The sequence below is a fragment of the Methylomonas sp. Uni0009 genome (assembly GCF_054188105.3).
In genome coordinates, this window is sequence record NZ_JBTAFN010000001.1 from 1122924 (window position 1) to 1134647 (window position 11724).

Here is an 11724-nt window from a genome sequence, read left to right on the forward strand (position 1 = left end):
ACAGTCGGAACAAAGGCGAGCCATGAGAAATCTGGAATTTAAAGAACAGTTGCACGAATACACGCAGTGGCGCGAACAACTGATTCAGGGTATCGAATTGTATCGGGACTGGCGTAACCGTTATCGCTTCAGTGACCCGCAAAGCACAGATACCTTGCTGAATATATTGCAAGGCTTGCAAAATGATCGCGTCACCTTGGCGTTTGTAGCGGAGTTTTCCCGAGGTAAAACCGAACTGATCAACTCGCTGTTTTTTGCGGAAACCGGCGTGCGCTTGTTGCCGTCTTCGCCGGGCCGGACCACGATGTCGCCCACCGAGCTATTCTGGGATGAAAAAGGCGGCAGTTACATTCGGCTGCTCAACATTGAGAGCCGCTTGGAAGATATATCTTTGATGGATTACAAGCGCAATCCGGATCGTTGGACGCAAATCGAGCTGAATTGCGAATCGCCTACGCAAATGCAGGAAGCGTTTAGAGAGTTGGTTGCCACGAAGAAGGTTTCTCGGGAAATGGCCGATAAACTGGGCCTGTGGAACGAACGCGAAGCGGCCGAGCAAGGCATTATCAATCCGGAAACCGTGGAAGTGCCATGTTGGCGACATGCGATGATCAGCTTTCCGCATCCTTTGTTAAAAGAAGGTTTGTGCATTCTGGATACGCCGGGCCTAAATGCCTTGGGTACCGAGCCGGAGTTAACCTTGAGCATGTTGCCCAGCGCTCAAGCCATTATTTTCGTGTTGGCGGCCGATACCGGCGTGACCAAAAGTGACCTGGAAATGTGGAAAAGCCACGTTTGTAGCTCCAGAGGTAACCGCCGCCAGGGCTTAGCGGTGGTGATGAATAAAATCGACTCGATGTGGGACGATTTGGCCGGCGAGACTGGCTACGAAGCTTCGATCCAAAAGCAAATCGACACCTGTGCCATGATTCTGAATCTGGAGAAGGAAGTTATTTTCCCGGTCTCCGCGAAGCAAGCTTTATTGGCTAAGGTGAAGGGCGACGATGCTTTGCTGCAAAAAAGCCGTCTCAATCTGTTGGAAAGCTATCTGTCGGACGACATTCTCGATCAGCGCCGCGATATTCTAAAGGGTGTTGTCGATAAAGAAATCGGGTTTTTGGTCAGCGAGTCGGTCAAGTTGATGGAATCAAAAATCGCTAACGCCCAAAAGCAGCTCGACGAATTCAAACAAGTCGATTTCGAGAACCAGGAATTGACCGGCAAATTGATGGCCGAAACCCGCGACCGGCAAAATGCCTATATGGCTAATATCGAAAACTTTCAGGCCAGCCGTAAAGTGTTTGCGGTGCAGGCCAAGATGTTGATCGATTCGTTTGCCAAAGAAAAAATCGACGACATTATCCGCCGTACCAAGGAGGATATGAGCAAAAGCCTGACGACTTACGGCATGAAACAGAATATGCGTAGGTTGTTTGACGAGTTGCGGGATCTGCTGCAAGACTCGGTGGATATGACCGAAGAAACCCGGCGCTTGATTAAAGCGATTCATAAGAAGTTTCAGGATGAATACGGTTTTAAGGAAATTGAGCCACAATTGTTTTCGATAAAACAACATCAGTTTGAGCTGGAGCAGATTTTTGAAGAAGGCGAAGCGTTTCGCAATAGCGCTAAAACTACGATGACTGAGCAAAGCATAGTGGTTAACAAGCTTTATGGTACGTTGATAGCCAAAGCAAGGAATATTCTGCAGCAAGCCCAACGGGATGCGGTTACCTGGAGTAATAGCGTACTGTCGCCGCTTATGCACCAGATCAAAGATCACAAAAAGCAAATCGAAAGCCGCTTGATCATGCTCAGGAAAATCAATGAATCCAAAGGTAATGTCAATGAAAGCATTGCGCAGTTGGAGGGCGAATTGGGGCCACTACAAGTCCAGTATCATGAGTTGCTAGAGATACTTAAAGCCGTGCATCTGGAAATTAAAACCGATTAGTGCCGATTTTTGCTCCGTTGTCGCAGGTTACGGCAACCCTTTTGTTGTTTGCCCCGCAGGACTTTCAGCGCTAGAACTCAGCAATTCGTTAAAGCGGCACCAGTCAAAAAATGGCCCGGGGTCGGTTTTTCGGCCTGGGGCAATATCGCTATGACCGGCAATACGCTGGCTCGACAGTTTCGGATAATTCGCCAGTAGCGTTCTACACACATCGGCAAGGCACCGATATTGAGCGTCAGTGTAAGCCACGCTGATAGCCCCCTCCAGCTCTATACCAATAGAAAAATCGTTACAGCGTTCCCTGTCTTGATATTTTGACACGCCTGCATGCCAAGCCCTGCGGTTGAACGGCACATATTGCCGAATGCTGCCATCCCGGCGAATCAATAAATGCGCGGACACCTTAAGTTGGTGTATGTCTTGGAAGTAAGGATGGTCGTTTGGGTTCAGGCAGTTGCAAAACAATTGGTCGATATAGTCGCCCGCGAATTGCTCAGGCGGCAGGCTGATGCAATGGATAACCAATAAGGAAACATCTTCGGGGTCCGGTCTGTCGTCGCAGTTCGGCGAAGCGACCTGGCAGGCGCTACTCAAGTAGTGATCGCGAATTATCATGATTTTCAAGCTTTGTCAGTGATGCGGTATTTTATAAGCTTTGCCACCCCCCCTATACTTTTACTTGCCTCACATTGGTCAGAGTTTGGCACGGCTGTCACCGCATGCGGTTTATAATTACTCTCCCTGTTCATCGTCCATCACACGCCCATGCAACCAAATTCCACAGAAATCGCGCTTTATCTGGCTGAAGATATCGGTAGCGGCGATATTACCGCCAGCATCGTCTCAGCCGATACTCAAGCCAATGCCGCAGTGATAACTCGCGAACCCATGGTGCTGTGCGGTAGAGCTTGGTTCGATGAGGTGTTTCGACAATTAAGCCCCCAGGTAATGGTCGATTGGCAATGCAGTGAAGGCGAACGTGTCGCAGCGAACACCGTACTTTGCAAGTTGCGCGGTCCGGCTCGGGCCTTGCTGACGGGCGAGCGCACGGCGTTGAATCTGCTGCAAACCTTATCCGCGACGGCGACCATCGCCCGCCGCTATGCGGATGCCGTGGCGGGTACAGGCTGTAAGGTATTAGATACCCGTAAAACCCTGCCCGGTTTACGTTTGGCGCAAAAATATGCAGTCAAATGCGGAGGCTGTTTCAATCATCGCATCGGTTTATTCGACGCCATCTTGATCAAGGAAAACCATATTATCGCGGCCGGCTCAATTGCCAACGCGGTCAAGCTGGCCAGAGACTATGGGAATGTGCCGGTCGAAGTGGAGGTGGAAACTCTTGACGAGTTTGCCCAAGCATTTGCCGCGAAACCGGATCGCATCATGCTGGATAATTTTTCACTCACCGATATGCGCACAGCGGTACAACAAAACCAGGGACTACTCGAACTGGAAGCATCGGGCAATATTACTTTGGACAATATCCGAACCGTGGCCGAAACCGGGGTGGACTTTATCTCGATAGGCGCGTTAACGAAGAATGTTGCTGCAGTCGATCTGTCGATGCGCATTGAGATGCGCATCGATTAAGCTCATGCTGGTGCGCTCAGTTGACAGCGTTCAGCATCTCGTTTTCGTATAAGCGTAGTTTTTTCCAGTTGGCGAATTTGCTGTCGTCGAACGGCGCATCGTGGTCGATCGCATGCTCGTAGCAGCTCCGAAATAGGCGCGCAGTGCGAAAGGCATGCAATTCGTCGTCGGCGGTTACCGTGTCTACATTGCCCACTTGGAAGGTTTTATTCCGGGACTTTCCATCTTTCACCCAAAACACCGTATAGCAAAGATAACTTTTGTCTTTGCGGTGATCGAACTTGATGGTTCTGGACACACCGGTTACGCCGGTAGTCGTTTTGTTTTTGGGTGGTTTCAGGAAGCGAGTCTTGCTGCCTTTTAATACCACCAGCATCTGATCGCGCCAAGTAATCGCGGCTTTCAGCGACTTGGTTTTGCTGCCCCAGAGCTTGTGAGAAAAATAACGGCTGCTCTCCTTGCCACGCCGAACAATACGAACTTGAAAACCGAAAGTATCGGGTTCTGTAATGTGTTTTACTTTTGCCATTTGACGTACCCTAAAAAATTCACCAAAGGTCTGCATAGTGAATTTAAGCATCGCGAAGCACGCAGACCGCCTGTTAATTGTGTAAGCTATGGATTACAAATTAGCGCGAAATCGACCGTCTTGCAAGCGGAATTTAAGGGGATTATTGGGCAAATACCAACTAAATTCGTGTAGAATAAGCGCCAGCCTTCTCGCAGAGGCGCAAACATGCTCTTAACCTTTTGTTTTATAAAAAATTTTGGAGAAAATTGATGAGCGTTTTAGTAGGTAAGCAAGCCCCTGACTTTACAGTTCCTGCGGTATTAGGCGATGGTCAAATTGTTGATTCATTCAGTTTCTCAGCGGCCACTAGCGGCAAATACGCAGTACTTTTCTTTTACCCATTGGATTTTACATTCGTTTGCCCAAGCGAATTGATTGCCTTGGATCATCGGATCGACGAATTTAAAAGCCGCGGTGTTGAAGTGATTGGTGTTTCTATTGACTCACACTTTACCCACAACGCTTGGCGTAACACTCCTGTTAACCAAGGCGGTATCGGTCCTGTCCGTTATACTCTGGCTGCCGACCTGAAACACACTATTGCCCAAGATTACGACGTAGAGTCCGCTGGTGGCGTGGCTTTCCGCGGTAGTTTCTTGATCGACAAAGCCGGTGTCGTCCGCCATCAAGTTGTCAACGACTTGCCACTGGGTCGTAACTTTGACGAAATGCTGCGCATGGTTGACGCGCTGCAATTCCACGAAGAGCATGGCGAAGTTTGCCCAGCCGGTTGGAACAAAGGTGATGCGGGTATGAATGCCAACCCAGCGGGCGTGGCTGAATATCTGAGCAAAAATGCTGACAAACTGTAAGCATTAGCTTTACTCTGAGACAAGGCGCATTATCTAGACAATGCGCCTTTTTTATTGCCTGAATTTTCTCTGTTTCTCGCCCCATGACTGCGAATTCAGTGTGGCGCTAATTCCATTAATCGCCGCTCGGCATTTTTTATATCCGTTACCGCTATGGTTTAAATAGCCCACTAAACGGGTTTTTTGAACCAAGTCATTGGTCTTAACCCTCCCCCTTGCCTATTGTGACTAAGTTAGTGCGCACTGGTGTACATGGCATGTTTCTCGCTGACGACAAACAAGTTTGGAAAGTTCTTTCCGGATTAAAGTCCCACGCTTTGTTCTACGACTGATCAAACAATGATTGACGAACGTTTGCGCTCCACTTGGCTAAGCGCAAAAAGAACGGATTTACAAAAATGCAGAGCACAAGGCACAGTAATATTGATACGATATTATGTAGGCGGTAGTTAACCCCCATTTACTTAAGGGAGATCGTTCTTTTGAACATTGTGCAACTTTCCGGCCTTCACCGTAAAAATGGCATCCACATAAAAATAATAATTCATGCGCATCAATTTCATAGTTTCGATACTCGTAGCAAGCTTTTTAATCGGTTGCTCCGCCCCACCCGACAAGCACCCGGCAAATCAAAAAGCCTCCAACACGTCTGCTGAAGAACTTAAGACAACAGACAATGACTAACATGCTGGGTTGATTTCAATTCCAGCCGAATCAAGGCCTTATATCAGCGTGGCCACGGTCACGCCGCAAAATTTCTCGGCGATGGTGCAAGCGCCGTCGCATGTCGAATTTAGAACCAAAGCCTTATCCGCGGTGAGCGCGGTGGTGACCGGACGGCTGAAAAAAATCAATGTACAGGTCGGTGACCGCGTCAAAGCAGGCACACCGATTGCCGTTCTGGAAAGTGCTGACGCCGCCAAGATGCGAGCAGAGGTTGCAGAATCGAAAGCCGAGCTGCAACGTGCCGAAGACCGTATGCGTCGCCAGGACATCATGCAAAAAAGCGGTGTGGGCCTAGCAGTGGAGCGCGCGGAAGCCGATGTGCAATTGCGCGAAGCGCGTGCCGACTATCAGCGCAGCCAGCAAGCCTTGCGGATGATAGGGGATGGTACGGATCAAGCGGTGGTATTGCGCGCGTCCGAAGATGGCGTGGTTTTGCAAATTAAGTCCTCAGTGGGTTCGGCGTTGGCAGCCGGCGAAACCATCATCGAAATCGGCGAGCCGCAGTCCTTGTGGATCGTTGCCGATGTATTCGATAACGATTTGCCGCTGATCCAAAAAGGTGCCAAAGCGACATTACAGATCAGCGCCTTGTCCGAACCGGTAACCGGCCGGGTAGTGGCGGTCAGCGCGGCGATGCAATCCGATTTGCGCCGAGGCGCGGTGTATATCGAATTCGACAACCCCAATCTAGTGTTAAAACCGGGTATGTTTGCCAAAGGCCTGATTGAGGCCGCCGGCCCGCATCGTATCGTTTTACCCACTACCGCAGTGGTGATTCGAGACAAGAAGCACACCATGGTTTACGTGGAAACCGGCGATGGCTGCTTCGAGCCAAGGCAGGTTTTGATAGGACAGGCACGCGACGGCCAGGTGCCGGTGCTGGATGGGCTTAAAGATGGCGAAAAAGTGGTGGTTTCCGGCGCGTTGCTGCTCGATTCCTCCGCATCCATGCTGCTGTAATCGGGGGGACTAATGCTGCGCCCCTTGATTGAACATTGCGTTCACCGCCGTCTGGTCGTGATTACCGTGGCGGTGATCATCGCTATTTTCGGTATCCATGCATTTATGGAAACACCTATAGAAGCCTACCCGGATGTGACCAATACCCAGGTGACCGTCATTACCTTGATGCCCGGCTATGCCCCGGAAGAAGTCGAGCGACAAGTCACTGTGCCCTTGGAAAGGGTATTGAACGGCACGCCGAATATGCTGCAGATGCGCAGCCAAAGCCTGTTCGGCTTGTCTTTGGTGACCATCACTTTTGAAGACCACATCGACAGTTTTCATTCCCGTACCGAAATATCTCAGCGCATCTCCGGCGCGGAATTACCCAGCAGCGTCACGCCGGTATTGGCGCCGGACTACACGCCTTTGGGCGAAATCTATAAATTTACCCTGACCAGCGACCGGCATTCGCTCTACGAACTGCGTTCGGAAATGGAATGGAACGTGTCGCGAAAATTGCGCCAAGTGCCAGGGGTTGCGGATGTACTGACCTTCGGCGGTTACTACAAGGAATTTCATATCCAAATCGATCCGACTCGCGTCGAGTCGGTAGGCTTGACGCTGGAAGACATCGGCCTGGCCGTGGAAAAGTCCAACAAAAATGTCGGCGCCGGATTTTTGAGTTATGGAGATCAGGAAATGGTGGTGCGCGGCGTAGGCAACCTGGTGACCGCGGACGATATCAAAAAAATTGTATTGAAAAATCACGAAGGTACGCCCGTCACCGTCGGCGATGTCGGCCGCCTGGTGCAATCCTACACGCCACGGCGTGGCACGGTGGGTTTGGACGAACACAAAGACGTGGTGGAAGGTATCGTACTGCTGCGGCGCGGCCAGAACCCGTCGCGAGTGTTGGATGCCTTGCACGAGAAAGTCGCGGAATTAAATGGCGGCATTTTGCCGGTTGGGATGAAAATCGTGCCGTTTCTGGATCGTTCGGAATTGGTTAGTAGCACGCTGCATACCGTGTTCGACTACTTGCTGCACGGCTTTGCACTGGTGGTGGGCGTGGTTTGGTTGTTTCTGCGCAGTATTCGCGGCTCGTTAATTGTCGCGACGGTGATTCCGTTGTCGTTGCTGGTGGCTTTCTTAGGTTTGTACCAGCTCGGCATGCCGGCCAATTTGATTTCGATGGGTGCGATTGATTTCGGCATTATTCTCGATGGCGCGGTAGTGCTGATGGAAAACGTCATGCACCAGGCTCAACACCGCAAGCCAAAGTCGCGGAGGGAAATGCTGCACCTGATTGCCGATGCAGCGGTAGATGTAGCCAAGCCAGCGTTTTTTGCAATGTTGATTATCATCGCCGCGTTGATTCCGGTGTTTACACTGGAGCGCGTGGAAGGCCGGATATTTCGGCCGCTGGCGATGACCTATAGTTTTGCGTTATCTGGCGGCTTAATCTTTGCGCTGCTATTGGTGCCGGCCTTGTGCGCCACCTTCATTCAGCCCAAACATGCCTTGGTCGCAGAACCCAAGTTTTTGGAACGTTTACGGGACTGGTATTCCCGTTTATTGGCGCAGGTGCTGAGTAAAAGGCTGATGGCTTTAAGCTTTGCCGGCGTCTTGCTGTTTGCCGGCGGCTTGGCCGGTGCCGGACTGGGTACCGAGTTCCTGCCGGAACTGGACGAAGGCGACATCCATGTATTTGTGGAAATGCCGCCGAGTATTTCGCTGGATAAAGGTCAGGAAATTCTATTGGATATGCGTCAGCGCTTGATGAAATTTCCAGAGGTGCTGGGCATTTTAAGCCAGCAAGGCCGTTCCGAGGACGGCACCGACAACGAAGGCGTGAACATGAGCGAAACCTTCGTACATCTCAAGCATCATGAGCAATGGCGACCGGGCTGGCATAAAGAAAAGCTGGTCGATGCGATGCGGACTTCTCTGGAAGAAATACCGGGCGTGCGATTCAATTTCTCACAACCGATCAAGGACAACGTCGAGGAAGCAGTGAGCGGCGTGCGCGGCAAAGTGGTCTTGAAAATCTACGGCCCCGATCTGGAAAAAATGCGCACCACGCTGGAAGATATCAAACTCTTGCTGGCCAAGGTGGATGGGGTGATTGATTTGGATCTTTACCGTGAATCGCGGGTGCCGCAACTGCAGATCAAGCTGGACCGTGCCGCCTTGGCCCGCAACAGTTTTGACGTGGATAGAGTGCAAGACACTATTGAAATCGGCATGGCAGGCCGGATAGTCTCCGAATTGTGGCAAGGGGAGCGGCCGGTGCCGATACGCTTGATCTTGCCGGAGAACGAACGCGGCGACATCGAAAAAATCGGCAATCTGAACGTGGTCAACCCTTCCGGTGCTTATATTCCCTTGCGGGATTTGACCACTATCGATATTGCGCAAGGCCGCACCTCCATTGAACGTGAAGCCAATAGCCGTTACATGGCCTTGAAGTTTAACGTGGAAGGCCGCGATTTAGGCTCGGTCGTACATGAAACCATGGAACTGGTCGCCGCTAATATCAAAGTGCCGGAAGACCATTTCCTGAGCTGGGGCGGCGAGTTCGAAAATCAACAACGGGCGATGGCCAGATTGGGCGTGGTGGTGCCGATCGCGGTATTGATCGTGTTAGGCTTGTTGTACAGTGCCTTGCAATCCGGGCGTAGCGCGGCAGCAATTTTGATCGCCACACCGTTTGCGATGACTGGCGGCGTGTTTGCGCTGATGGTCACTAATATTCCGCTGTCGGTGAGTGCGGCCATTGGCTTTATCGCTCTGTTGGGCCAAGTCTGTCTGATGGGCTTGCTGGTGCTGAGCGCGACCGAGGAAATGCGCCGCGGCGGCATGGAGTTATTGGCGGCGATCAAGGAGGGCGCGACGCAACGTTTGCGTCCGGTATTGATGGCCTCGCTGTTGGCTTTGCTGGGTTTGTTGCCGATGGCCTTTTCCACCAGCATCGGTAGCGAAACCCAGCGGCCGTTTGCGGTGGTGATCGTCGGCGGGATGTTGACCACCTTTTTGGTGGCGATGTTTATTTTGCCGGTGATTTATTCTTTCGTGACCAGCAAACAAATCCTCACGCCCGAAGAGGCCGACGAATTATTGGATAGCCAAGTATGAATCCCAAAGCCAGCCTGATTTTGCTGATTTCCTTGTTAGCCAGCCCGTTTAGCTATGCCGATTCCGAGACGGCAAGCCAAGCTTTGCCGGAAACGGTGACGATTCGGGATTTGCTGCAAATCGTCCGCGAGAAAAGCCCCAGATATGCATTAGCTCGTAGCCAAATCGAAGCAGCCGAAGCAGAGGTGGTTGCGGCAGATGTATTGCCCAATCCCAAAATCAGTTACGGCCGTTTCGATCAAGCTGGTGGACGCCGCAATACCCAGTTCGACGGTCCGTCACAACAAAACATCACCGTCGAAGTGCCGATGCTGCTGGCGGGACAGCGCGGCGCGCGCAAGGATAGCGCCGAACGGCAGCTCGATGTCGCGGCAGCTCGCGTCGAGGTTGACTATAACCAGTTGATTCGCGAATCCTGGCGGCTGTTTGCGCAATTACTGGCCAATCAGCAGCGGGTGTCGGTGCTGGATGAGGCCCGGTTGGAATTGGAGCGCTTGCAAACCATCATCTCCGGCAAACAAAACGCCGGCACCGCCAGTCAATACGATGTGCTGCGCATCACTCAGGAAGTGAAGAGCCTAAATACCCGTCTGGAAAATGCCCAAACCAATATGACCAGCACCATTGGCGAACTGGCGAGTTTGCTGGGCTTCCCCAACTGGAAGCCGCAAGCCAGCGGTACGCTGGAGCCGATTGGCGTGTCGGCGGACGTGGATAAGTTATGGCAACAAGCCGAGCAGCATAATCCAGACCTGGAAACGGCGCGCCGGGAAATGATCGCGGCGGACTCCGGATTGGAAAAAGCTGAGCGGGAACGCTGGCCGGTACCGTCATTAATGTTCGGTACGGCTTTCACCGATAAACCGTATGGCAACACCACATTCGCCGGGGTATCGATCGATCTGCCGATTTTTGATCGCGGTCAAGGCGGCATGGCCCGTGCGGCAGCCGAAGTGCATGCCAGCCAATTAAAGCGCGAATTGCTGATGTCAGCCACTCGCCAAGAATTGGAACGCGCGGTCGATGTGCTGGCAAGACGGCGGGCGACGCTAGCAAAGGCCGAAAAAGAAGTGGTAGCGCCGTTACCCACTTTAAAGCAAATGGCCGAAGATGCCTATCGTTTAGGGCAAACCGGTCTTATTGAGTTATTGGATTCATCGCGCACCCGTACCGAAATCAAGTTGAATCATTTAGAGTTGATTCAAAATGAAATCGAAGCAGAATTGGATGTCATGAATGCCTCGGGCTTGTTGGCGGTTTATTTCGAAAACCCGGCATGACGCTGCCGGTTTTGCATGCTTATCGGGTTCTATCAAGCTTGCGGTAGCCTATGGCTTCGCTGAGGTGGGAGATTTCGATATTCTTTGAATTCGCCAGATCGGCAATCGTGCGCGCCAGCTTCAAAATCCGGTGGTAAGCCCGGTGCGACAGGCCGAATTTTTCCAGCGCTTGTTCCAACAACTGATGACCGGCTTCGGACAAGGTGCAGATAACCTTCACCTCGGCGGCGCTTAGTCCGGCATTGGCTTTGCCTTGGCGGCGGTAAGCAATGTCGCGGGCTGCGACGACGCGCTGCCGAATCGTTTCGCTGGTTTCTTCACCCGCCGCCGAGCCTTTCCTCAGTACCTCCAGCGCAACGCGCGGCACTTCCATATGCATGTCTATCCTGTCCAGCAAAGGCCCGGAGACCCTAGCGCGATAGCGGGCCACTTGTTCGGAGGTGCAGCGGCAACGGCCGGAAGCATCGCCTAAATAGCCGCAGGGACACGGATTCATCGCCGCGATCAACTGAAAACTGGCCGGAAAATCGGCTTGGCGGTTGGCACGCGAAATCGTGATATGGCCGGTTTCCAAGGGTTCGCGCAGCACTTCCAGGACCTTTCTATCGAACTCCGGCAGTTCGTCCAAAAATAGCGCGCCGTTGTGCGACAAGGATATTTCGCCGGGCTTAGGGTTGCTGCCACCTGTAAACCAGATCGCTTTATGCG

8 protein-coding genes and 1 pseudogene are annotated in these 11724 nt (G+C 52.0%); 6 read left to right on the forward strand and 3 right to left on the reverse strand.

Going from position 1 to position 11724, the window contains the following annotated elements; translation table 11 throughout:
* The first annotated feature begins 22 nt into the window (after positions 1–22).
* A complete protein-coding gene (locus tag ACWAU0_RS05290) occupies positions 23–1954 on the forward strand; it encodes a dynamin family protein (RefSeq protein ID WP_458138525.1) in 1932 nt (643 codons plus the stop codon).
* A gap of 27 nt (positions 1955–1981) precedes the next feature.
* Here ACWAU0_RS05290 and ampD read toward each other — a convergent pair whose 3' ends face one another.
* Positions 1982–2569: a 1,6-anhydro-N-acetylmuramyl-L-alanine amidase AmpD gene (gene ampD / locus ACWAU0_RS05295; RefSeq protein WP_458139201.1), complete on the reverse strand. Its 588-nt coding sequence runs from the start codon at positions 2567–2569 to the stop codon at positions 1982–1984.
* A gap of 150 nt (positions 2570–2719) precedes the next feature.
* Here ampD and nadC point away from each other — a divergent pair, with 150 nt between their 5' ends.
* Complete coding sequence (gene nadC, locus ACWAU0_RS05300) at positions 2720–3547, forward strand: carboxylating nicotinate-nucleotide diphosphorylase (protein ID WP_458138527.1); 828 nt, start codon at positions 2720–2722, stop codon at positions 3545–3547.
* Positions 3548–3563: 16 nt separating this feature from the next.
* Here the strand turns inward: nadC and ACWAU0_RS05305 are convergent, their stop codons facing one another.
* Positions 3564–4076, reverse strand: a complete 513-nt coding sequence (locus ACWAU0_RS05305; protein WP_020484362.1) for a hypothetical protein — start codon at positions 4074–4076, stop codon at positions 3564–3566.
* Positions 4077–4297: 221 nt separating this feature from the next.
* On the opposite strand from ACWAU0_RS05305, the gene ACWAU0_RS05310 reads away from it, so the two are divergent.
* The 4 genes from ACWAU0_RS05310 to ACWAU0_RS05325 all read left to right on the forward strand — a co-directional run bounded on the left by ACWAU0_RS05310 (position 4298) and on the right by ACWAU0_RS05325 (position 11016).
* Positions 4298–4930 carry a peroxiredoxin gene (locus ACWAU0_RS05310; protein WP_503428543.1) on the forward strand — a complete coding sequence of 211 codons (633 nt, stop codon included), beginning with the start codon at positions 4298–4300 and terminating at the stop codon, positions 4928–4930.
* Positions 4931–5662: 732 nt separating this feature from the next.
* Positions 5663–6616 carry an efflux RND transporter periplasmic adaptor subunit gene (locus ACWAU0_RS05315; protein ID WP_523070761.1) on the forward strand — a complete coding sequence of 318 codons (954 nt, stop codon included), beginning with the start codon at positions 5663–5665 and terminating at the stop codon, positions 6614–6616.
* 12 nt (positions 6617–6628) lie between these two features.
* Entirely contained in the window at positions 6629–9736 is a 3108-nt protein-coding gene (locus ACWAU0_RS05320; RefSeq protein WP_458138531.1) for an efflux RND transporter permease subunit, read from the forward strand.
* Positions 9733–11016: a TolC family protein gene (locus ACWAU0_RS05325; RefSeq protein ID WP_458138533.1), complete on the forward strand. Its 1284-nt coding sequence runs from the start codon at positions 9733–9735 to the stop codon at positions 11014–11016. The genes ACWAU0_RS05320 and ACWAU0_RS05325 overlap by 4 nt, the downstream gene beginning before the upstream one ends.
* A 19-nt stretch (positions 11017–11035) precedes the next feature.
* On the opposite strand, the pseudogene ACWAU0_RS05330 reads toward ACWAU0_RS05325, so the two are convergent.
* Positions 11036–11701 (reverse strand): annotated as a pseudogene (locus tag ACWAU0_RS05330) (ATP-binding protein); the annotation flags it as partial.
* Positions 11702–11724: the final 23 nt, after the last annotated feature.